The organism is Parafrankia sp. Ea1.12 (assembly GCF_900465275.1).
GTDB lineage: Bacteria > Actinomycetota > Actinomycetes > Frankiales > Frankiaceae > Parafrankia > Parafrankia soli.
In genome coordinates this window covers 1-21,125 of the sequence record NZ_UBIZ01000470.1, presented here as the reverse complement: position 1 = coordinate 21,125, position 21,125 = coordinate 1, and the positions used below count along the sequence as shown (strand labels likewise).

The following is a 21,125-nucleotide window of genomic DNA, read 5'->3' as shown; positions in this document are numbered from 1 at the left end:
TGTGACCGGGGCGGACAGCGACAATTCCCGATGAGGAATGGCGCGGGATGCCACTGCCGGTAGAACAGGTCCGTGGACTTCCCTCGCGCGCTACGCGAACGCCGTACCCGCCGGCATCTCAGCCAGCTCGACCTGGCGCTGCGGGCGGGCACCACCCAGCGGCACCTCAGCTTCATCGAGTCCGGCAGGTCCGTCCCCGGCCGGAACATGGTCGTACGCCTGGCCGAGTCACTCGAACTGCCGCTGCGGGAGCGCAATGAGCTGCTGTTGGCTGCCGGGTACGCGCCCGTCTACCCGCAGAGCCGGCTCGACGACCCGGCGTTGGCCCCTGTGCGCACCGCGATCGACCACATCGTCCGCGGGCACCTGCCGTACCCGGCGCTGGTCGTGGACCGTAACGGCGACATGGTCGCCGCGAACGACGCGTTCGATCTGATCACCGAGGGCGCGGCGCCTGAGCTGGTCGGTCCGGGCAAGAACATCTACCGCCTCGCGCTGCATCCCGAGGGCCTGGCGCCCCGCATCCGCAACTTCGCCGAATGGGCGCGCCACATCCTGGCGCGCCTCGGCCACGTGGCGGAGCTGCGCGCCGAACTTACGAGGTACGTCCCCGAGCTGGCGCCGTCCGACGGGCAGCTCGGTTTCGCCGTCCCGCTTCACCTGGGGTCATCGCGCGGTGAGCTGCGCCTGATGACGACCGTGACGACCTTCGCCACCGCCGTCGATGTGACCCTCGCCGAGCTGAAGTTGGAGGCGTTCCTGCCGGTCGACCCGGCGACGGCCAAGGCCCTCTCGGTCGCCGCCGGGGCGGTGTCTCCCGCGACTCCCGGTCAGGCTCCTGGGAACATGTAGCCGACCTTGCTCCGGCCGCCGTCGTCGAGCACAGCGAACTCCAGGCCGCCTCCCGCCACAGTCAGTGGACGAGGCCCCTCGAAGGTCACCCGCGCAGAACGGGGAGACGGTCGTGATCACGTGCCGGCGGACAGTTCGAGTACCTCCTTCATCTCCTTGATGCCGTGTGCGGTGCGGGCCTCGATCAGGCCCGCCAGGCTGTCGGGGAGGAGGTCCGTGATCCAGAGAAGTCGGCTGTGCCTGTCGCCGTCGGGTAGGACCTGGAAGGAGGCGTCGGGTAGGACCTGGAAGGAGGCATGGTGGTGGCGTAGGGGCGGTCTGGCTCCCTCGACGACCGCGTAGACGAGTCGGCGTACCTCGTCATCGACGGCGACGATGAGCTCTCGCACCAGGTGCCCGTCCGGCATGGTCAGCGTCCTGACGTCCCCGTCGAGGCTGACATCCAGCACCCGTCCCGGTAGCAGCCGCCGATGCACCGCTCCCACGTCGCGCAGGACGTCCCACACCTCTTCTGGAGGCAGGGCGACAACGACTTCGTGCCGGATGGAAGCGATGTTGATCTCCTGGTCGGAGGCGGTGTCGTGTGGGGGGATCTCCAGGACCATATTGGCCGTCGAGCGTGAAGGCGTGGCTGGCTGACCCAGTGTGATCGACCGACGTAGAGGCCATCGCGACCGGCCTGCGCTGGAAGCGGCTGCTGTGACGGGGCGGTCTGGCGGCACCGGATAACTCACACGCGCGGAACCGGCCGCTGACAACTTTCTGGGCGAGGATGAGGACGGCGGCGAGCGCGAGCAGGCCGAGGGCGCGCAGGTAGACGGTGCCCTCGCGGTGGACCAGCGGGGTGGCCAGCGCCGCGCAGGACAGCGCGCCGAGTGCCGGGGCCCAGGTGGGGGCACGGTAGGCGCCCGGCGGGACGGGCTCGCGGCGCAGCACCAGCGCGCTGGTGTTGACGACGAAGAAGACCAGCAGCAGGAGCAGGACGGTGGTGTCGGCAAGGCCGGCCAGCTGGCCGGTGCTGGCCAGCGCCACCGTCAGGGCCGTCACGAAGCCGATCGCTATCGGCGGGGTGCGTCGGCCGGGCAGCACCCGCGCGAAGACGGTCGGGATCGTGCCCTGGGCAGCCATGCCGTAGACGAGACGGGAGGCCATCACCATGTTCATCAGGGCGGTGTTGGCGACCGCGACCAGCGCGACCGCGGCGAACAGCTTCGACGGCACCGGCACGTCGGAGGCCTTCACCACTTCCAGCAGCGGGGCACCGGAGCCGGTGAGAATGTCGGGATCCACCAGCATCGCGCAGGTGAACGCGACGAACAGGTAGACCGTGCCGGCGATGAACATGCCGCCGAACAGCGCCCGGGGCAGGTCCCGGCGCGGCCGGCGGGCCTCCTCGACGAGGTTCACCGAGTTCTCGAAGCCGAGCATCGCGTAGAACGCGAGCGTCGTGCCGGCGAGCAGGGCGAGCGGCGCAGGCCCCTCGGCACGCAGCTCGAAGGCCCGTCCCGGTTCGCCCGCTCCGGTAGCCAGCGCGTGCACGCCGATCCCGACGATCAGCAACAGCCCGGTCAGCTCGATCACGGTGAGCACAAGGTTCACCCGGGCCGACTCCCCGATCCCACGGGCGTTGAGAACCGCGGTCAGCAGGATGAACACGACCGCGACGACGACCGTCGGGGCCGCCACGAACTCCGCGAGGTATTTGCCCCCGATGGCCCGCGCGGCCGTGGCGGTGGAGGTGATCCCGGCGGCCAGCACGGTGAAGCCGACCATGAAGGTGAGAAACGGGCGACGGAACGCCTCGTTGGCGTAGAGCGCTGCTCCGGCCGCCCGGGGGTACTTGCCGACAAGCTCGGCGTAGGCCGTCCCGGTGAGGAACGCCAGTGCGAAGGCGATCAGGAACGGTGCCCAGATCATCCCGCCGACGTCGGCGGCGATCTGCCCGGTGAGCGCGTAGATCCCCGATCCGAGGACGTCACCGAGCACGAGGAACAACAGCATCCGCCCACTCAGGACACGCGCCAGGGTGGGCTGTGCGGCGTGCGCCGTTCGTCCGGTCACCGCCGTCTCGTCATCGGTTGTCCTGTCCCCGCGGGCTTGGCCGGCCGTCGTCCGGCCGATAGCGGTCGGACGCCCGTTCATCGTGTGGGTGCCCCTGATCCGCGGGCTGGTCGCTGCCCGCCACGCCGCCGGGAGAGCCGGGCCGACGTCCCCCGGGCCGAATACTGACACCGTGCCCGCCAGCCCGCCTGTTGGAGCTTGCCCAGCTCAGATGGTCACGATCGGGAACTGTCGGACCCGGCGTGGACGATGACGGCGCTTCGCCCAGGGCGCCCCCCCCGCGCCGCCGGCGGGCCGGTCATCCTCCCGACCGGGGCCCCGGCTGGGCGGCCCGGTCGGCTCGCCGAAACCCGCCTGTCGCTCCGGGGGGGCGCCCCCGGTGACAACGGGCGTTCCGGCTGGAGGCATGTAATGCCAAGTTGCATCACACCGGGCCGGATGCCGAGTGCATCACACCGGGCCGGATGCCGAGCGTGTGCCGGAGCTCATGGACGAGCTGTGTGGCTGGCTCCAGGGTGGATCGCCAGGCCGTTTCGGTCTGATCGGCACTGGGATCGGGGCGAGGAACGCACGGAGGGCGTATCGGGCATCCTCGGCTCGTTGGCGGTCTTCGTCCGCCCGTACTAATGTACGTGCCATCGCTCTGGGTATATATGGCGTCGCTTTCGGTTGGGTGGGTCCGAGGGAGGTTCGTCGCGGCGATCCATTCCGGCTGGCAAGACGATCCAGGCCAGATGGGCGGAAATGATCCCAGGCGGAGAGGACGATGTCGCGCGCGGAGATCGCTCGAGCGGCCGCGGCGGAGTGCGACGCACCGAACTGCGGCGCGGCCGTTTTCCGCCGAATAGTCTGTGTGTGGGCGGCAGTCGCGCCCGCAGTCATGCTCGCTTCCTTCGTCCTTCCCTCGCGCACCGCTGACCTGGTGGTCCGCGCCTGCGGCATGGCCGCTATAGCGTTCCAGGGTGGGTGCGAACTGTGGTCGGCACGGCGAGCGAGGGGTGGCGAGCGACGTTGGCGACTGCTCCTTCTCACCGGATGGATCACGGTGGCAGCCGGCCTGGTCATCACTTCCGTCAGGGCGTTGTTCTCGGGCCAGAGCCCGGTGCCACCCTTGTCGGGGACGGAACCGGCGTATCTGGCGTTCATTCCAGCATCCGTTGCCGCGCTGCTGGCTTTTCCCACCGACCCACTCAGCCCGGAGGACGAGCCGGTGCGCCGAGCCGGCCAGCACGGCACCCATTGGCGGACTGTCACCGTCATGGACGCGGTGCTCCTCGCCGGCTCGCTGAGCCTGCTCGGCTGGGTGGTCGTCCTCCAGCCTCTGGTGCGTGCGCGAGCACCCGCACCAGTTAGTCTCGCGGCCTTGTTGGCGTTCGGCATCGGATGTCTCCTGCTACTGATCACCGTCCTGCTCGTAGCGGCGTTCCGGCGCCCGCGCCAGAAGAAGTCGTTCGCATTGCTCGGTGGCGGGCTGGCCTCCATCACCATACTTCTGCACGTGTCGCTCTACTTCATCGCGAGCGGCCAACCGGAGCCCCTGCAACTCGAAGCCGCCAACGCCATTGGCACTGTGATGATCGGGCTTGCCTGCATCGCGCCACCACGGCCATCGACTGGCTCTGTAGTTGCCGCTGCCCCCCTAAGTCTCGAATCCGCTCCTGACTCGTGGCGCGTCCGGCTGGCTGGCTGGCGGGCCGGACCCGGCGTACGCTGGGTGAGGATATTCCTCCCGTACGTTCCGCTGTCCGCGCTGGGCGTGCTGGCGGTCATTCAGATGTCAACCGAGGCGCGGGTCGAACCGATCGAGATATACGGCATCTTCGCGCTCGTGCTGATGGTGCTGATCCGGCAGATGCTGACTTTGGCGGACAACCAGAAGCTGCTGGACAGGGTTCAGCGCAGCCGCCGCCAGCTGCGCCACCAGGCGCTCCATGACCCGCTGACCGGGCTGGCGAACCGTGTGCTGTTCGGCGACCGGGTGGAAGAGGCGGTCGCTCGGCGAGCCCGCGGCCGGCTGGCTCTGCTCTTCTGCGATCTCGATGACTTCAAGAGTGTCAACGACACCCTGGGTCATCCGGCCGGGGACGAATTGCTGAGGATAACCGCTCGGCGGCTGCTTGGTTGCGTACCGCCCTCGGACACGGTCGCCCGTCTCGGTGGCGACGAGTTCGCGGTTCTTTTGGCGGACGATGCCGCGGACGCCGAGGCGGTCGGCAAGAGGGTGGCCGCGGTGGTCCGGGCACCGTGCTTTCTCGCCGGGCAGCCGTGCGCCATTCACGCGAGCCTTGGCCTGACAGTCGCCGTGCCGGCATCCTCGATAAGTGCCGAGGATCTGGTCCAGCAGGCGGATCTCGCCATGTACGCAGCCAAGCGGCGGGGGAAAAACAGTCTGGTCGTCTACGATCCTGAAATCTTCGCTCACGACCGGTCGCCGACGGCGCAACTCGCGCTGTCCCAGTTGTTGCGGGGCGATCCCGCCGGCGGCGTCATCGATGTCCTCTATCAGCCGATCGTCGATCTGACCCGCCATCACACGGTCGCGTTTCAGGCTTCAACGTGCTGGCACCATCCGACGCTCGGGTCGTTCACGGCAGAGCAGACGGTCACGGTCGCGACCGGAGTGGGGCTAAGAGCACAGCTCGAACAGTTGATCCTCGGCCGCGCCTGCCATGATATCGGCCACTACCGAAGGCAGACAGGGCAGAACGTCGCCGTCTGCGTCGGCGTTTCGGCGGCGAGGCCGGCTGGTGACTTACTGCCCGACGTCGAGGCGGCGCTGGTGGCCTCCCGCCTCCCCGCCCAGGCCCTGATCCTCAGGCTTACGGACATGGAGTGCCTCGACGAGGAGGCCGCGCGCAGCCTGCGGACATGCGTCACCCGTGGCCTGCGCCTCGCGCTGAACGCCATCGCCAGGAACCAGAGCACCTTTCTGGCGCTCGACGAGCTGCCGATCCAGATACTCATGTTCGACAGCTACTACGCCGGCGGCCTGACGGGCAGCGCCAACCGGGCCGACCTGCTCCGCCGGGCACTGCTCGCCCTCGCCAGGGACCTCGGTCTCACGGTCGTTGCCACCGGCGTCCAGAACCGAGAGCAGGCACGCACATTGGCGCGCCATGGCTGCCGCTTCGGACAAGGACAGTTCTTCGGACCGCCAGCCGCACTGCCTGGTCAGCCGCGGCAACAGTGACATTGCAGGTGCGGTCCGTGGCGTCGAGACCATCACGACTGGTGGGAAATGGAAGCGGTTGCGTGAGCCGATCACCATCGTCGGTGAGCTGATCGCTGCGGACCGCGAGGCCTGCTGGGATCTCGGCGCCACGGCCCCGCGAGCCTTGTGATGTAGGCGAGGCGCTGCGGCCCTGCTCCGTGCGGGCCGGGCCGGACGGTTCTTTGCCGTGGACCTCGGTCGCTCCGCTCTGCTCGGCTTGTACCGGAGGCTGATGCGACTGCCGATGGAGTGGTTGATCGCTGATGCGACGTCGGTGGCATGGGGTTGGCCTGGGGCCCGGCCTACCAGCGCCGCGCCGCCCCACCTCTACAGCGTCCTGACCGTTGGCTCTACGGCGTCCTGACAGCCGGCGAGGAAAGTGCGCGCCCGCGGGGCGCGTCGCCGGACGGAACAGGCGTTGCCGACCGGGCATGTCAGAACGTCGTGGCCTCGTACGAGACGTACGCCAGGGTGTCGACGTCGCTGCTGAACCGGTCGAAGCAGTGGAAGCGGACCGTGACGTCACCCGTCGGTACGGCCGTGGCCCCGGCGGTTCCCGGGCTGGGCGGGTTCGTCGTCCAGCCATCGACGGCGCAGCGCGGCGCGCCGCGGCCAGCCTCGTCGACTGGCGTGACCTGGACGTGTCCCGCCCCGCCCCCGACATCGGGAAAGATCGCCTCGTACCGGCCGATCGCGGTCCGAACGATCCAGTTGTCCGCGTCCGCGTCCGCGCCATTCAGCGATCGAGCGGCGTCGGCTCGGACCCGCGCGCCGATCGGCGGCACGTCGAGTCGACCCGAGCCCGTCCCGTTTCGGTCGTCACCGGCGAGGCGGACACCGTTGACGAGGTAGGCAAGGTGGGTGGACGACCTTTCGTCGCCGCCGGCCGGCGACCCGGCGTAGGTCAGCGCGAACGGCACGTCAGCGAGGGCCCCGTCGCGGATGCAACCGACCGTGACCGTCGCAGTGTCGTGACCGTCGTCGACCGCGACGACGTCGGTCGGCGCGCAGAAGACGTCACCTTCGCCGAGCGCGTTCACCTGCAGGTTTCCCGCCATCCGACCGAAACCTTCCGCCACCAGGCGGACTTCGTGCCGACCCCGGGCGAGCCGGACCACCTCGACCGTGCCCTCCCCTGAACTCCAGCCGTCTGTGAGCCGCATCGGCTCGGCCTGCTGGTCCGAGGCCGCAGCGGATGTCGAGGACGCGGCAGGCGGCACTGGTCCAGCAGCGATCGACGGCGCAGCAGGGGGCGAGGGTCTGTCGATCCGCAGGTACGCGAACACCTCGTCGTGTCCCGGGTCGCCGGGCAGCCGGTAGGCGAACATCACCGAGAACGCTGCGTCCGCCGGCTCTCCGCCCGCCCCGACGCATACGACGTCGACCTGTTCGTCGCCCCGGTGGTCGTCCCAGTCGCTCGCCCGGCAGGTCACCGCGTCGTCGCCGATCGCGGTCACCACCGCCGCGCCATGCCGGTCCGGGATCCCGCTGCCCTCGAACAGCACCCGATAGGCGCCGGGTGCCAGCCGGACGCCCCGGTCCGGCGGCGGCGGGAAATCGCCGCCGCCGGCGGCGCCCGATCCTCGTCGGTCGACAGGTCCTGCTCTTCGCCGATCGGGGCGTTGCGCAGGTCGACGAGGGCCGCTTCGTAGCCGGACTGGTAGTGGTCGCCCTCCGCATCGGGCTTGGTCTGGAATCGGAACGAGCCGACGAGGGCAACGACGGCCGCGATCACGATCGAGACCGCGACCAACGCCTCTGCCCGGTCGACGTCGCGCGACCAGGCCACCAGCCTCGCAGTGGGCCTGGACCCTCGGCCCGGCGCTTCGGCGTCCTGCGCCGCATCGGGCTCGGCGTCCTGCGTCGTGTCAGGCGTCGTCCGGTCGATCGGTACGGAGTCCGTGCCGTCGGTTCCCGCGTCGCCAGCCCAGACGTCGTCAGTCCCGTCGACCATGCTCACTCCCGCATGAATGGCAGCACCGCGCCGCGGACCTGTCCGATTCTGCTCAATCTGGACGACAGGGGCGCGTGACCCGTGATGCGCGAACACGGCACGGCCGCGGAAGCGCCACTTGGTCGCGGCTGCTCCGTCGTGCTCATCGCCTTGTAGAGGCCCTGGATCGCCTCCATCGCGTGCGGGAGCACCATCGCCGGGTTGGCCATCCGTGATTGCATCGTCAACTCTCCTCCTGGGGCGTCCGCCCACTCGACTGACGAGTCACGGCTATGACGGATCGGAGCGACGGAAGGTAACGCGCACGGGGCTCGGTCGGACGGCCTTTCTGCGATGCCGCCGCCGGAGGGGGCTTGTGGGCGGCGGCGTGTGGCCGCCCCGCGCGCCCGGTGCGGATCGCGACGCGGGCGGAGGTGAATGCCGCACGGCCGTCCCGTCTGCGAAGATCGGGGTGTGGACGAGACATTCGCACGCACGGCGACGCACGACGCTGTCGCCGTTCTGCGTCAGGCGGGCGCGCGGTTCGCCTACCTGCACGGCAGTCGCGCTGTCGGGCGCCAGCGGGCGGACTCGGACATCGACATCGCTGCCTACTTCGGCGGGCCGCGGCCTCCCAACGCCTTCGACGTACTTCTGCCGCCTGGAGTCGACCTCCTCGTCCTGGACAACGCTCCGCTCGAGCTTGCCGGCCGGGTCGCCGTCGGCGGAACACTGCTCTTCGAAGACGACCGGGCCGCGCGCGTGCACTGGGAGGCGATGACCAGAAAGATCTACTTCGACGAACTCCCACGGATCACTCGCTCCCACCGGGAGTTCGCCGCCGCCCTGCTGCCCAGGACCGTGTAACCGGTGGTCGACCAGGTCCGGGTGCTGCGCCTGCTCCGCGCCGTCACCGACGACCTTTCCGTGCTGCGCCGCGAGGCAGACGCCGGCGACGAGCGCCGCGCGGACCCGATCTGGCTGCGCGGCGTCAAGTACACCTTCGTGACAGCGATCGAGGCTTGCGTCGACGTCGCGCAGCACATCTGCGCGGCGCGGGGCTGGGGACCACCAGCGGACAACGGCGACGCGGTCCGCCTTCTCGGCGATCACGGAGCGATGGACCCGGCACTCGCCCGGTCGCTCCGCAAGGCCGTCGGCTTCAGGAACGTCCTCGTCCATGACTACATCGACGTCAACGACGAGATCGTCATCGCCCGACTGAGGGCCCTCGACGACCTTGACGAATTCGTCCGGGAAATGGTCGTCTATGTGTCCGAGGCGGACGCGTAGCCCACGGCCTCGGGAAGGTGCGACGGTAGCCGCCGGGTGAGGATCCCGTGGTGAAGGGCCGGATTCAGGTACCCGGTCACGAGGTAGGGATGGGCCCCGGCGGAGCGGGTTGCCGCGAGAGCAAGCGCCTTCGGGCGCAGCGCGGCCAGGACACGGGAGCCGGCCGGCACCGGCTCCGGCGCCGTGTCGAGGGTGTCGAGAAAGCCGGCCAGGTATCGCAGGGGCCGGGTGTACGTCCTGCCGAGCGCCGCCACGCTGGGGGCGTGGCTGGCGCCGAGGCCGAGCAGGAGCCGGTCCGGGTACGTCCGTGCGACCTCGTGGAAGGCGGCGGCGAGCGCGGTGGCCTCGGTGGCCCACACGTTGACGATCGCGGTGGCCACGACCATCCTGCGGGACGCCGCGAGCAGCTGTGCTGGCTGGCGCAGCTCGGGGGCGGAGGCGCCGAGCCACAGCGCCCCGTGCCCGAGCTCGTCGAGCTCCGCCGCCGCCTCGGCGGCATCCGGCGTGTTCCAGGCGAAAGACGGGGACCAGATGCCCACCCGTCCCAGCGTCGGCGTCATGGCAGCTCTCCACGATGCGTGCGAGCACCCTCACGGGTGGCAGTGTTCGATCCGGGTCGAACACTTCAACTGTACGATGGCGGTCGAACAGTTGGGAGATTGGTGAAAGTGGGGCTGAGGGGAGAATGGCGACGAAGTCGAGACGGGTACTCGGCCTGCGGCACACGGACCCGGGCGAGGTGAGCCTGCAGGAGGCGCTCGAGGCGCTGGCCGACCCGGTGCGCCGGTCGATCGTGCGGACGTTGGCGGGCGAGGCGGACTTCGCCCGTACCTGCGGCACCTTCGACCTGCCGGTGTCGAAGGCCACCGCCAGTCACCACTTCGCCGTTCTGCGCGCCACCGGCCTGCTCGAACAGGTCGACCAGGGTCCGCGTCGACTCAACCGGCTGCGCCGGGCCGAGTTCGACGCCCGCTTCCCGGGCCTGCTCGCCCTGGTTCTCGCCGAGGGCGAGCCGGCCGCCACGCACTGAGGGCCGCCTGTCCGGGTCGGTGTAGGACAGGCCGGGCTCCGGTTGCCGCCAGGAGGTGCGCACTCCCGACAACCGGGTCGTTGCGAACGCGACTGGCCGAGACTGAGCCAGTCCGTGCTCATAATCGCCGCTTCCAGGCGCGTGCCAGGCGGCCGACCCCGGCGTCGGGCGGAGTCACGGCCCGACGCCCAACCGGCTGACTCGCACCTCGCTCGGGCGGTGAGGGTGGGCCCGCCGCTACTTCTTCAGGACCGCCACGCCGAGTGGATTGCCGCCGACGGGGACCGTCGCGACGACGGCGCCGCGCTTCAGGTCGATCACCGAGACGTCACCTGACCAGAAGTTACTGGTGTAGGCACGGGGCTGGCGATGGTCGTCGTCCAACGCCACGGTGTTGGGGGAGTCACCGACGGGAATCTCGGCAATGACCGTGTTTGTCCTCAGGTCGAGCACCGTGACGTTGTTGCTCAGCTGCTCGGGAATATAGGCGCGCGGCGCGCGCGGATTGTCGTCGATAGCGAGGAACGACGGCCCGATGTCCTCCGCTGGGAGGGTGATCGTGGCGACCACCTTGTTGCTGGTCGCGTCGATCACCGACACGGTGTTGTCGAAAAGGTTGGTGACATAGACACGCGGGTGGACGGGACGGTCGAGGACGGCGACACCGTACGGTCCTGCGCCGGCGGGGATGGTCGCGACGACCTTGTTGGTGACGACGTCGATCGCTGACACGGTGTTGTCGTCGGTGTTGGCGACATAGACCCGGGGCCGGGGCAGGCTGTCGGCGACCGCCACACCGTACGGTCCTGCGCCGACGGGAATGGTCGCGACGACCTCGTTCGTCGTGAGATCGATCGCCGAGACGATGTTCGCGGAGACGCCGGTGACGTAGGCGCGCGGTCGCGACATCCTGTCGGTGACCGCCACCTTGACCGCTCCCGCATCCTGTCCTGGCAGCAGCGGGACGCCGCCGACCGTCCTGTTGTCCCGGGGGTCGATCACTGTGAGACCGTCAATATAGTCCTCTGTCCCGAAGCCGTTTGTCCCGGCGACGTAGACACGCCCGCCGAGCTTTTTGGTCGCCGCTATGCCCTCCGGGTCGTCGTGAGGAATCGTGGCGACGAGGTTGTTGCTCCGCGCGTCGATGACCGAAACGTTGGAGGCGCCCCAGTTGGCGACATAGACCCGCGTCGAACCGACCCCTCCTCCCTCCGGGCGGGGCAGCGCGATACCAGCCTGGCCTGGTATCGCGGCTTCCATCGGACGGGGAAACACCTTCACCGCCGGACCGGGCCTCGCGGCTTCCGCCCGGCTCGGCACCCCGGCCAGGACAAGGGTCGCGACGACAGCCTGCACCCCCAGCGCGAGGAGCCGCTTTCTCCGGGAGCTGTCGCTTCTGCCAGTCAATCTCCTCAGGTCACGTCTTCGAGTCGACACCGCTTCCTCCGGTATTGATGACGACCCTGCCGCGCGGCGCACGCCGTCGACAGAGGATTACTGGAAGTAGTCGACGCGAATCTAGTGAGATTGCAAAGAGTTTGCCTTTTTTGCCTGATTTGGCGCTGCTTTCTCGGCGCGCCGTTTCGACCTCGCCGCCGACGCCTGGAACGCGCTGGCCGAGAGATGGGCGGCTTGAGATCGTTCCCGCGCCGACACCGATGACGCTGGTGGGCGAGGGCGACGGTGTGGCCGCCGTCGCCGAGACGGAAATGCCGGTGCTGACGGGCCGCCCTGGTACGTGCCGCGCTGGAACGAACCCGGCGATGAACCGGCGCCGCCCCGAGGGGGCGGATCAGGCCGATGCCTCGGCGCGACGCCGCCGCGGTCGGACCGGGTCCGGCGTGAACACCAGCAGGAAGGAGTAGTAGAAGCTCTCCTCGCCGATCGTCTTCTGCTCCGCCACCCGGAGGCCGGCCGCGCCGGCCCGGCGCATCACCTCGAACGGATCCACCGGCGTTATGCGTAACGCCACGACGGCACCGTCCACCCAGACCTTGTAAAGCGGGTTGTCCCGGGTGTATCCGGGGTTGATGTCGGTGACGATCAGTGACCCGCCCGGCCGGAGCAGCCTTCTGAGCGCGCCGAAGTCGGGCGGCTCCGGCATCGAGGACAGCACCAGGGACAGCATGATGACGTCGTAGGAATGGGCCTCGAGCTGACCGAGTGCGCGGTTCATGTCGTCGACCACGACCTCGGAGCCGCGCCCGAGCGGATGACCCCAGAGATTCCGGCGGAATTCGGCCGCCATCGCCGGGCAGTTGTCGACGTACGTCCAGTTCATCGTCGTGTCATTGAAGAAATGGATCGCGATGACCTTGCCCGTGCCGCCGCCGAGGTCGAGCACCTTGAGGCCGGGCCGCTGGTCGCGGATGGCCTGCAACTGCGCGACGGTCGCGAGATGTGTCGACACCAGGTTCCCGGAGTTGCGCAGGTCGTAGTTCGATGCGATTTCCTGGTAGAAGTCGCGGGACTGGTCCACTCCATACTCGCGCTGGGGCGCCGCGGCACCGCCGGTGGTACCGCCGCGGCCGCCCAGCCAGCCTGAACGCGACCTCCGGGACGCGAACGGGGTCAGCCGGCGCCCGATCTGCGGCGGCCAGAACGAAATCGAGCGCCCCTGCCAGAACGCCGCCACGAACAGGAACGCCGCGAACACACCGACGGTCGCGGCGGCCCAGGGCGCTGCCGGGCCGAACACCTCGAACACGTTCGATACGTCCATAGTCACCCCGTGGTCGCGGTTGTCGGATCAGAATGGCCTGTCCGTGCGTTCCCGCCGGCTCGCCGGAGGGATCCTGGAACCGAGCATCAGATACAGCACCCCCGGTGGTGAGGGTGGAGTGTCCCGGGAGAGAAGGACATCTGACATGGACGCGACACGCTGGGTGCCCGACGCCGGAATTCAGGCGCTGGTGGCCGGCGCCGGCGAGCTGATGTCCGGGCTGTGCGGCGACCTGCTTGCCGCGGGATACGAGGCGAGGTCGGCCCCCACCGGCGCGGCCGCGCTCACGACACTCGGCGAGGCGCCCTACGACCTGATCTTCATCGATGGGGGACTGCCGGACTGCGCCGACCTGTGCCGCCAGATCCGGGCCCGGCCTCAGCACACCGACCTGTACATCACCCTCGTGGTGCCGGCCGGCGAACAGACCCTGCCCGACGGCGTGGACGACTACCTGATCAGCCCGTTCGACCGGCTCCAACTGCTGGCCCGGGCGTCTGCCGGCGTGCGCAGCGCCCAACTCCACCGCAACGAGACCCGCCTGCGGACGCTGCTCACGAACGCCCCGGGCGCCATCTACCGCTGCGCCAACGACCTCAGTTGGACGATGGAGCTGATCAGCGACGACATCGAGCGCATCTCCGGGTATCCGGCCACCGATTTCGTCGACAGCGCGGTGCGCAGTTTCGCCAGCGTCATCCACCCCGACGACCGGGAGATGGTGGAGCGCGCCGTTACCGAGGGAACCCGGCAGGGCAGGGCGTTCGTGCTCGAATACCGCATCGTCCGGGCCGACGGAACCGTCGCCTGGGTCCGCGAGCGCGGCCAGGAAGTGCACAGCGGCAACGGCCGGAGCTGGTTGGACGGGGTGATCTTCGACATCACCGAGTGGAAGCTGACCGAGGATCAGTTGGAGCAGTCGCGCCGCCAGCTCGCCGTGGCCGACGAACGCCAACGTATCGCCCGAGAACTGCACGACGGGGTGATCCAGTCACTGTCCGGGGTCCTGCTGACGCTCCAGGCGGCCGAGACACTGGCCGACCAGCCTGACGCGACCCGCGCCCGCCTGGCCGACAGCGTCGACCGCATCGACATCGCGATCCAGGAAATCCGGGATTACGTCTTCAACCTGCGCCCGGGGCTGCCGCCCGACCGGCACCTCTACGACGAGCTCCAGGCCCTGGCGGAGAGCTTCCAGCGTGATACGGGGATTGTCGTCGCCGTCGACCGCGATCCGACGGTCACAGCCGAGCTTGCCCCGCAGGCCGGCGACATCCTTCAGATCGCCCGGGAGGCGCTGTCCAACGTCCGCCGGCACGCGCAGGCCACGACCTGCCGGCTGAGCCTCATCCGGGCGACGGGCACGGCGGTGCTTGAGATCGACGACGACGGGCGCGGATTCGACCTGGCCGCGGCGGCCGGGCGGGGCCAGGGGCTGCGGAACCTCAGCGAGCGGTCGGCGAACCTGCGCGGCCGGCTCGACATCGAGTCCGGTGCGGAGGGCAGCACGGTGACGGTGCGGATACCACTTCCGCCGGGATGAGTGAGCCGTCCGCCTACCGGGTGCCCCGGCGGGCCAGGAAAGCCGCCGCCTCGCCCCGCCGGGAAAGGCCGAGCTTCTGAAGAATGACCGACACGTAATTGCGGGCGGTCTTCTCGGCCAGATTCAGATGGAGGCCGATCTCCCGGTTGGTCCGGCCGGCCGCCACGAGCGCCAGGATGCGCCTTTCCTGGGCCGACAGCCGGCTTAGCCGCTCGTCGGCTCCCGACGGTTCGCGGGCCGCCCCGAGCCGGATCTGTTCCAGCAGTACCCCGGTGACCGTCTTGTCGACCACGTGCTGGCCGTCGCCGACCGCCCGGACCGCCGAGACCAACTCATCGCGCCGGATCTGTTTCAACACGTAGCCGCTCGCGCCGGCCTGGATCGACGAGATGAGCGCCTGCTCGTCGGGGAACGATGTCAGCATCAGGACCCGGACGTCGGGAAACCGGGTCCGGACGGTCCTGGTCGCCTCGATGCCGCTGCTGTCGTCCAGCCGGATGTCCATCACGACCACATCCGGACGGTGGTCGCGGACCACCTCGACAGCGGTTGAGGCGGAGGTGGCTTCGGCGACCACGACGATGTCCGGGTGGGCTTCCAGCATGGTACGGACGCCCTGACGGACGATTTCATGGTCGTCCACGAGGATCACACGCAGACGGTCGACCACGACGACATGATCGCATGACCTCGGCCGTCTGTGGCCGTTTACCAAAGCCAAGCTCTGAATGTCAACGGCTGCGCGTGGCCGAGTGATCAGATCCGGGCCGCGCCGGCCCCTGGATGGGCACCGGAGGTCGGGGCGCGGTGATGCGCGTGTTACGTCGGCCTGATCATCCGCGTCAGGGTCGTGACGGTGGATGGCGAGACAAGGGCGATCATGACTGGACAGGACTGGCTGGCCGCGCGGTTCGACGAACATCGGGCGCATCTGCGCTCGGTCGCGTATCGGATGCTCGGCTCGTTGCACGAGGCGGACGACGCGGTGCAGGAGTCCTGGTTGCGGTTCAGCTCGGCCGACACCAGCGACGTGGCGAACCTGCGCGGTTGGCTGACCACGGTCACCGGCCGGGTCTGCCTGGACATGCTGCGGTCGCGCGGCACGCGGCGAGAACGGTCGTTGGACGTCCACGTGCCGGACCCGATCGTGAGCCCGGCCGACGGCGTCGACCCTGAGCGGGAGGCGCTGCTCGCGGAGTCGGTGGGGCTCGCGCTGCACGTGGTCCTGGGGACTCTCACCCCTGCTGAGCGGCTGGCCTTCGTGCTGCATGACATGTTCGCGGTGCCGTTCGACGACATCGCGGCGATGCTCGGCAGGTCGACGGCGGCGACCAAGCAGTTGGCGAGCCGGGCCCGGGGGCGGATCCGGGCCGGCGGGCCGCTGCCGGAGGCGGACCTGGCCCAGCAGCACGAAGCGGTCCGCGCGTTCTTCGAAGCGGCCCGTGGAGGTGACTTCGACGCGCTCGTCGCGCTCCTCGCGCCGGATGTCGAGATGCGTTCGGACGGCGGCGCCGCGCGTCCGCGGGCCTCTGCGGTGCTCCGGGGAGCGGCGTCGGTCGCCGGCCGGGCGCTGATGTTCGCCCGGCCGGACGCCGAGGTTCACCCGGCCCTGGTCAACGGGGCCGCTGGCGTGGTCGTCACCGTGGGCGGTCGGGCAGTCTCGATCATGGGATTCACGGTCCGGGACCGGCTGATCGTCGCGGTCGATGTGCTCGCCGACGTCGACCGGTTGGGGCGGTTCGAGTTGTCCGCCTTCGAGCGCTGACGGCAGGGCGGCCCGAGCGGGGGCCGGGCCGCCCCGCTGTTCCTCAGCCCCAGTTGGCGCCTGCCGGTTCCTTGATCGTGGTGTTGATCCGGTTGAAGAAGTTCGTGGTCGCGATCATCAGAATGATCGCCGCGAGCTGCTTGTCGTCGTAGTGCCCGCGGGCCTCGTCCCAGAGCTCGTCGGTGACCTGACCGGGCCGGTCGCTGAGTCGGGTGGCCGCCTCGGTGAGGGCGAGGGCGGCCCGTTCGGCGTCGTCGAAAAGCGGAGACTCGTACCACGCCGCCACGGCGAGCAGGCGGTCCGCGCTCTCGCCGGCCTTCGTGGCTCCGGTCACCCCGGCGTGCACGCACGCGCTGCAGCCGTTGATCTGGCTGGCTCGCAGGTGCACCAGCTCCAGCGTCCGCTGTGCCACGCCGCCCGTGCTCATCGCCTTGTAGAGGCCCTGGATCGCCTCCATCGCGTGCGGGAGCACCATCGCGGGTTGGCCATCCGTGATTGCATCGTCAACTCTCCTCCTGGGGCGTCCGCCCACTCGACTGACGAGTCACGGCTATGACGGATCGGAGCGACGGAAGGTAACGCGCACGGGGCCTCTGTCGCGGGACTGTGGACTCGTGTCCGTGGCGACCACCGCGCAGGCGCACAGACCTCCGAGCACGGAAGGTGGACGGCGGATGGTGACAGTGGCGATCGTGAGTCCCGGCGCGATGGGCTCGGCGCTGGGGCGCGGCTACGTCGAGGGCGGGGGCAGGGTCATAGCCCGCGTGGCGGGCCGATCAGAGCGGACCCGCGCGCTCGCCCACGGACTGGAACTGGCCGACTCCCCGGAGGAGGCGGTTGGCGCGGCGGACATCGTTCTGTCGGTGGTTCCGCCCGGCGAGGCGCTCGCGGTGGCCGGGATGATCCGACGGTCGGCTGCCGCAGCGGGCGTCTCGCCGCTGGTCGCGGATCTCAACGGCGGGGTTGGGTCGTAGGCCGTCACCGCGCAGCCCGCAGGCCGTCGAGCATGACGGTGACGAGGTGGTCGTCGGCGCGGGCTCCCGGCCGGCAGACCATGAGGTTCAGCAGCCCGACGACATCGCGGGACGGGATGTCCGGGCGCAGCGTCCGCTCCCGCTGGGCCTGTTCCACGATGGCTGCGAGCAGGGCGTCGGCCTCGGCCGTCAGGCTGGCCACCGTCGGTGCGGTGGCCACCCCCTCGGCCAGCGTCTTGACCAGGGCCAGCGGCAGCTTGGTGCAGTGCTCGATGATGCGCAGCAGGACCTGCCAGCGGGGGAGGTCCCGTGCCGCCTCGGCGCGGCCGAACGCGAGGAAGCGCTCGAGGGTGTCGGCCGCGATGGTCTCCAGCAGGGCCGCCCGATCGGGGAAGTGCCGGTAGAGCGTCCCCACTCCGAGCCCGGCCGCGCTTGCGATCTCCTCCATGGAGACAGCCGCGCCACGCTCGGTGAACAGCTCGCGTGCGGCGGCGGAGATCAGCTCGCGGTTGCGTCGGGCGTCGGATCGCACAGCCTGGCTCCCCCCGGAATCTGAGCCCTCAGATTACTGTCCAAGGGGAAGCGGAACATCCGATTCATCTTGGAGGCATCGATGCGGTTGGGTGTTTACGTGGGCGGGGCCGGCTCCACCCTGGAGGAGATGATCGGGCAGGCGTGCGCGGCCGCCGACGCCGGCCTCGACAGCGCCTTCTTCAGCCAGATCACCGCGTGGGACGCGCTCACCGTCGCCGCGCTCGCGGGGCAGCGGGTGCCGGGCATCGAGCTCGGCACCGCCGTCGTGCAGACCTACCCCCGCCACCCGCTCGTGCTCGCCGGGCAGGCGCTCACCGCCCAGGTGGCAACGGGTCACCGGGTCACCCTCGGGGTCGGGCCTAGCCACCGGCACTTCATCGAGGGCGCCTTCGGCCACTCCTACGACCAGCCGGCGCGGCACACCCGGGAGTACCTGTCCGCCCTGCGTCCGCTGCTGCGCGGGGAGCACGTCGAGCACCGTGGATCCTTCCTGACCGTGGCGGGACAGGTCGAGGTGCCCGGTGCCACCGCCGTCCCGGTCCTGCTGGCCGCGCTCGGGCCGGTCATGCTGCGCGTCGCCGGCGAGCTGGCCGACGGGACGGTGACGGTGTGGGCCGGTCCCGAGGCCATCGCCGGGCATGTCGTGCCGACGATCACCCGTGCCGCCGCGGCGGCGGGCCGGCCCGCCCCGCGGATCGTGGCCGCCGTCCCGATCAGCGTCACCGCCGATCCGGAGGGGGTGCGGCAGGCGGTCGAGGCGCACGTGGGCTTCGCCGCCAGCTTCCCGGCCTACCGCACGATCCTGGCGCGGGACGGCAGGGCGGCTGTGCGGGAGACGGTCGTCGCCGGAGACGAGGCGACCGTCGCGTCGTCGATCCGGCAGTTCGCCGACGCCGGGGTGACCGATCTGCTGGCCAGCCTCGTCGGCAGCGACGAAGATCGACGGCGGACCCTGCGGTGGCTCGGGTCGCGGCGTCGGGCCGACTGGAATTAGCTGAACGACCAGGCGGGATCGGCGCCTTCGTCGCCACCGGCCTGGTCGGCGGATTCGTGCCGGTGGTGGCCACCCAGATGTTGTGGGGGCTGTCCTGGACGTTCGCCAGCGGCGCGGACGTGGCCTGGATCAGCCCGGACGTCCGACGGTTCCTGCCGAGGGCGCGTTCTGGACGGCCTCCGGTCGGGGATGCGCCTACCGGTCAGCCGGCCCCCGGCTGACCGGTGGACGGCTCGCCGCGTGGGTCGGGGACGCCGACGGGGTTGGGCCAGAGCAGGAGGGGGGCGGTGGCCTGGGCGATCGGGGCCAGCAGGGCTGCGGTGCGCCGGGCGGCGTCCGGGCCGAGCGTGTCCCAGGGGGAGCGCGCGAGTCGGTCCGTCGTCGCCTCCAGTTCGCGGGCCGCGCGGAGGGCCGCGTCGGTCGGCGTGCCGGTGGGGTCCAGCCATCCGCGGGCGCGCAGCCGGTCGGCGGCGGCGTCCCACTCCTCGTCCGTCCAGCCGCGGATCCGCTGGTAGAAGGCACGGTCGGCGCCGCCCCTGCTGACCCGCCACACGAGGCTCTCCGGGCCGTCCAGGCCCGCGGTGACGAGGGCGGCGACGTGCCCGTCGCCGCGGTGCTCCCGGAGCACGGTGGCGGCGTGCCAGATGATCTCCAGTGGGTCCTCGGGCCAGGGCAGCGCGGCGTTCGCCGCGCCCAGCACCCGTCCGGCGACCGGGACACGCTCCGCCGCCGCGCGCAGCAGCCCGGCGAGCTCCGCGAGTCCGGCCTGGTCGATCTCGGCGACCAGCGGGCCGAGTACCGCCGTGGCCGCGCTGAGCCGGACGGCCAGGGCCTTCTCCGGTGAGATGCGGGTCCAGACGTCCGGCAGCGCCCTGGCCACCATGGCCGGCGCGAAGCCGAAGAAGCTCCCGACCACCGGCCCTGGTCCGACCGGCCCGAGCGGGGCGACCCGGCCGGCGAAGTACGCGCGCCAGTACCCGCGCAGCCCGGCGTCCTGCCACGCTTGAAGGCAGCCCGGCGCGAAATAGGTGACGGCGTGCACCGGTTCGAACAGCCGCCACATCTCCTGGGCCACGTTCTCTTCGGCCATGACCCCACCTAATTGCGACCGTCCCCCCGGGTCAAGCTCTGAATGCCGACGGCTGTACCTGGCCGGGTGGACAGCACTTCGCCCGGAGAGCACTGTTCCTGGAGAGCACCGTGCCCCGCTCCGCGCGGTCAGGAACGGCTGAAGGTACGGCGGTAGTCGCTGGGCGACACCCCGCGACGTAGGACGAACTGTTCACGCAGGACGGCCGCGCTGCGGTAGCCGACCCTATCCGCGATCTGCTCGATGGACAGGTCGGATGTCTCCAGCAGTTCCTCGGCGAGGGACAGGCGCTGGCTGCGCAGCCACGCGTGGGGGACGTCCCGGTGGCCAGCCTGAAGTGGCGGGTGAAGGAGCGCCGGCTCATGAGGGCCCGGGCTGCCAGCAGGTCGACGGAGATGCGATCGCCCAGGTGCGCCCGAGCCCATGCCAGGACGGCGGCCAGCCGGCCGTCGTCGTCCGTGGGCACCGGAGCGCTGACGTACTGGGCCTGCCCCCCGTCGCGGTGCGGTGGGATCACCAGGCCGCGGGCGATCCTGTTCGCCAGCCCGGCGCACAGGTCATCGTGGGTGATCTGGACGACCGCGGGTCGCTGGACGCCGCCGCCGAAGGCGCCCACGGGGTGTTCAGCGTGCAACAGGGCGCACTGGGCACACCACCGGTTCCCTTCGAGGACGGGGCCGGAACGTGGCGGACGCGGCGGCGGCCGCCCGGGTGCCGCACCTGGTGTACGCCTCGGTCGCCGGTGTCGAGCGCGGCGGCGGTGGCCGTGCCTTCGCGAGCAAGCGGGCGATCGAGGAGCACATCCGTCGGATCGACATTCCGGCGACGATCCTGCGCCCGGCCTCGTTCATGGAGAACTACGCGGACCCGGCGTTCGGAGTGCAGACCGGCACGCTGGCCACGCCGTTCGCGCCGGACATCCCCGAGCAGCTGATCGCCCTCGACGACATCGGCGCCTTCGTCGCGCTCGCCTTCACCGATCCGGTGCGCTATCTGGGGCGGGCGGATTCATCACCTCGATCGCCGCCTCGAGCCGCGCGCCGCCGGTGTTGTCGAAGGCGAGGTGCACCTGCCAGCCACTGCCGCCCCCGGCGAGGCTTGCGGGGCTGCCTCCGGGGTTGCT

20 protein-coding genes and 2 pseudogenes are annotated in these 21,125 nt (G+C 70.3%); 10 read left to right on the top strand and 12 right to left on the bottom strand.

Annotated elements, in window-relative coordinates:
• Positions 1-72: 72 nt before the first annotated feature.
• On the top strand, positions 73-852 hold the full coding sequence (locus tag FMEAI12_RS28100) for a helix-turn-helix domain-containing protein (RefSeq protein ID WP_112108441.1): 780 nt from the start codon (positions 73-75) through the stop codon (positions 850-852).
• A gap of 116 nt (positions 853-968) precedes the next feature.
• On the opposite strand, the gene FMEAI12_RS28095 is transcribed toward FMEAI12_RS28100, so the two are convergent.
• Positions 969-1,457, bottom strand: coding sequence for an SRPBCC family protein (locus FMEAI12_RS28095; RefSeq protein WP_112108440.1), 489 nt, complete (start codon positions 1,455-1,457; stop codon positions 969-971).
• A gap of 109 nt (positions 1,458-1,566) precedes the next feature.
• Positions 1,567-2,913: pseudogene (locus tag FMEAI12_RS28090) on the bottom strand (APC family permease); the annotation flags it as partial.
• A 1,045-nt stretch (positions 2,914-3,958) separates the two neighbouring features.
• Here FMEAI12_RS28090 and FMEAI12_RS28080 point away from each other — a divergent pair.
• On the top strand, positions 3,959-6,103 hold the full coding sequence (locus FMEAI12_RS28080) for a diguanylate cyclase (protein ID WP_235014675.1): 2,145 nt from the start codon (positions 3,959-3,961) through the stop codon (positions 6,101-6,103).
• A 455-nt stretch (positions 6,104-6,558) separates the two neighbouring features.
• On the opposite strand, the gene FMEAI12_RS28070 is transcribed toward FMEAI12_RS28080, so the two are convergent.
• Both FMEAI12_RS28070 and FMEAI12_RS28065 read right to left on the bottom strand, forming a co-directional pair.
• Entirely contained in the window at positions 6,559-7,629 is a 1,071-nt protein-coding gene (locus tag FMEAI12_RS28070; protein ID WP_112108436.1) for a hypothetical protein, read from the bottom strand.
• Positions 7,578-8,078 (bottom strand): hypothetical protein, encoded by a 501-nt coding sequence (locus tag FMEAI12_RS28065; RefSeq protein ID WP_112108435.1) that lies wholly within the window; start codon positions 8,076-8,078, stop codon positions 7,578-7,580. The genes FMEAI12_RS28070 and FMEAI12_RS28065 overlap by 52 nt, the downstream gene beginning before the upstream one ends.
• Positions 8,079-8,531: 453 nt before the next feature.
• On the opposite strand from FMEAI12_RS28065, the gene FMEAI12_RS28055 reads away from it, so the two are divergent.
• A complete protein-coding gene (locus FMEAI12_RS28055; protein ID WP_071066835.1) occupies positions 8,532-8,924 on the top strand; it encodes a nucleotidyltransferase domain-containing protein in 393 nt (130 codons plus the stop codon).
• Positions 8,925-8,927: 3 nt separating this feature from the next.
• Entirely contained in the window at positions 8,928-9,350 is a 423-nt protein-coding gene (locus FMEAI12_RS28050) for a DUF86 domain-containing protein (protein WP_112108434.1), read from the top strand.
• Here FMEAI12_RS28050 and FMEAI12_RS28045 read toward each other — a convergent pair.
• Complete coding sequence (locus tag FMEAI12_RS28045) at positions 9,326-9,910, bottom strand: LLM class flavin-dependent oxidoreductase (RefSeq protein WP_112108433.1); 585 nt, start codon at positions 9,908-9,910, stop codon at positions 9,326-9,328. The two genes, FMEAI12_RS28050 and FMEAI12_RS28045, sit on opposite strands and share 25 nt — an antisense overlap.
• Positions 9,911-10,035: 125 nt before the next feature.
• Between FMEAI12_RS28045 and FMEAI12_RS28040 the strand changes: the two genes are divergently transcribed.
• On the top strand, positions 10,036-10,380 hold the full coding sequence (locus FMEAI12_RS28040; RefSeq protein ID WP_112108432.1) for a helix-turn-helix transcriptional regulator: 345 nt from the start codon (positions 10,036-10,038) through the stop codon (positions 10,378-10,380).
• 237 nt (positions 10,381-10,617) lie between these two features.
• Here the strand turns inward: FMEAI12_RS28040 and FMEAI12_RS28035 are convergent, their stop codons facing one another.
• Positions 10,618-11,700: a YncE family protein gene (locus FMEAI12_RS28035; protein WP_146776780.1), complete on the bottom strand. Its 1,083-nt coding sequence runs from the start codon at positions 11,698-11,700 to the stop codon at positions 10,618-10,620.
• Between the two features lie 472 nt (positions 11,701-12,172).
• On the bottom strand, positions 12,173-13,087 hold the full coding sequence (locus tag FMEAI12_RS28030; RefSeq protein WP_160144338.1) for a class I SAM-dependent methyltransferase: 915 nt from the start codon (positions 13,085-13,087) through the stop codon (positions 12,173-12,175).
• 160 nt (positions 13,088-13,247) lie between these two features.
• Here FMEAI12_RS28030 and FMEAI12_RS28025 point away from each other — a divergent pair, with 160 nt between their 5' ends.
• Complete coding sequence (locus tag FMEAI12_RS28025; RefSeq protein WP_112108429.1) at positions 13,248-14,645, top strand: histidine kinase; 1,398 nt, start codon at positions 13,248-13,250, stop codon at positions 14,643-14,645.
• A 13-nt stretch (positions 14,646-14,658) separates the two neighbouring features.
• Here FMEAI12_RS28025 and FMEAI12_RS28020 read toward each other — a convergent pair whose 3' ends face one another.
• Complete coding sequence (locus tag FMEAI12_RS28020) at positions 14,659-15,315, bottom strand: response regulator transcription factor (RefSeq protein ID WP_235014672.1); 657 nt, start codon at positions 15,313-15,315, stop codon at positions 14,659-14,661.
• A 210-nt stretch (positions 15,316-15,525) separates the two neighbouring features.
• Here FMEAI12_RS28020 and FMEAI12_RS28015 point away from each other — a divergent pair, with 210 nt between their 5' ends.
• The gene (locus FMEAI12_RS28015; RefSeq protein ID WP_112108427.1) at positions 15,526-16,410 is read left to right on the top strand and encodes a sigma-70 family RNA polymerase sigma factor; all 885 of its coding nucleotides are present in this window, start codon (positions 15,526-15,528) and stop codon (positions 16,408-16,410) included.
• 43 nt (positions 16,411-16,453) lie between these two features.
• Here FMEAI12_RS28015 and FMEAI12_RS28010 read toward each other — a convergent pair whose 3' ends face one another.
• On the bottom strand, positions 16,454-16,885 hold the full coding sequence (locus FMEAI12_RS28010) for a carboxymuconolactone decarboxylase family protein (protein ID WP_112108426.1): 432 nt from the start codon (positions 16,883-16,885) through the stop codon (positions 16,454-16,456).
• Between the two features lie 199 nt (positions 16,886-17,084).
• On the opposite strand from FMEAI12_RS28010, the gene FMEAI12_RS28005 reads away from it, so the two are divergent.
• Positions 17,085-17,384, top strand: coding sequence for an NAD(P)-binding domain-containing protein (locus tag FMEAI12_RS28005; RefSeq protein WP_235014670.1), 300 nt, complete (start codon positions 17,085-17,087; stop codon positions 17,382-17,384).
• Between the two features lie 4 nt (positions 17,385-17,388).
• On the opposite strand, the gene FMEAI12_RS28000 is transcribed toward FMEAI12_RS28005, so the two are convergent.
• The gene (locus tag FMEAI12_RS28000) at positions 17,389-17,916 is read right to left on the bottom strand and encodes a TetR/AcrR family transcriptional regulator (protein ID WP_112108425.1); all 528 of its coding nucleotides are present in this window, start codon (positions 17,914-17,916) and stop codon (positions 17,389-17,391) included.
• 81 nt (positions 17,917-17,997) lie between these two features.
• Here FMEAI12_RS28000 and FMEAI12_RS27995 point away from each other — a divergent pair, with 81 nt between their 5' ends.
• Positions 17,998-18,912, top strand: coding sequence for a TIGR03564 family F420-dependent LLM class oxidoreductase (locus FMEAI12_RS27995; RefSeq protein WP_112108424.1), 915 nt, complete (start codon positions 17,998-18,000; stop codon positions 18,910-18,912).
• A 202-nt stretch (positions 18,913-19,114) separates the two neighbouring features.
• On the opposite strand, the gene FMEAI12_RS27990 is transcribed toward FMEAI12_RS27995, so the two are convergent.
• Together FMEAI12_RS27990 and FMEAI12_RS27985 are read right to left on the bottom strand one after the other, a co-directional pair.
• Entirely contained in the window at positions 19,115-20,002 is an 888-nt protein-coding gene (locus FMEAI12_RS27990) for a hypothetical protein (RefSeq protein ID WP_112108423.1), read from the bottom strand.
• A 128-nt stretch (positions 20,003-20,130) separates the two neighbouring features.
• Positions 20,131-20,543: pseudogene (locus tag FMEAI12_RS27985) on the bottom strand (helix-turn-helix domain-containing protein); the annotation flags it as partial.
• Positions 20,544-20,686: 143 nt separating this feature from the next.
• On the opposite strand from FMEAI12_RS27985, the gene FMEAI12_RS38745 reads away from it, so the two are divergent.
• Positions 20,687-21,125: NmrA family NAD(P)-binding protein (locus FMEAI12_RS38745; RefSeq protein ID WP_235014669.1), on the top strand; the 439-nt coding region annotated here is incomplete at its 3' end.